1 protein-coding gene is annotated in these 685 nt (G+C 64.2%); it reads left to right on the forward strand.

Annotated elements, in window-relative coordinates; genetic code table 11:
* Positions 1 to 480: zinc-binding dehydrogenase (locus tag FN369_RS09620; RefSeq protein WP_142525928.1), on the forward strand; the 480-nt coding region annotated here is incomplete at its 5' end.
* Positions 481 to 685 lie beyond the last annotated feature (205 nt).

Genomic DNA, 685 nt, shown 5'->3' on the forward strand with positions numbered 1-685 from the left:
GTGGCGGCCGGATGTCGAGTCGCGGCATCGGCAGGGACGGAGGCGGGACGGAAGCTCGCGAGGGAGCAGGGGGCCGAGCTCGTCGTCGATCATCGGTCGAAGGAGCACGGCCGGGAGGTTTTGGAGTGGACGAATCGGGAAGGGGTCGCGGTGATCCTGGAAATGTTGGCCAACGTCAACCTCGGCCGGGACCTCGATCTTCTCGCCTTGGGAGGACGCGCCGTCGTGATCGGCTCGCGGGGCACCGTGGAAATCGATCCACGGGCTCTTATGGCGCGGGAAGCACAGATCGTAGGGGTATCTCTCTTTCTCGCCTCGGATAAGGAGGAGGGGGGCCTCCGCTCCGCGCTCGAAGCCGGCCTGAGCAACGGCACGTTGCGGCCGATCGTCCGCGAGGAGCTGCCGCTGGAGCAAGCGCCTCTGGCCCATCAACGGGTCCTGGAGCCGGGAGCCCTAGGCAAGATCGTGTTGATCCCTTGAGGGATCCCGGCACGCTGCCGCAAACTTCTGGAGGGAGGCGGAAGAGATCCGAGCCTTTTCGATTCCGGATCCGCTTTTCGCTCTCATGGTCCCTAACCGTCTTTGGCATCGCGGACGCGGTTGCCGGTCTTTGCGATTACCGCATCAGGGCTGCCAACTGCTGGCGATTAAGTCGACACGCATGCCCGAATATGCAGAATAGGCG

This window comes from Methylacidimicrobium cyclopophantes, assembly GCF_902143385.2.
GTDB classification, from domain to species: Bacteria; Verrucomicrobiota; Verrucomicrobiia; order Methylacidiphilales; family Methylacidiphilaceae; genus Methylacidimicrobium; species Methylacidimicrobium cyclopophantes.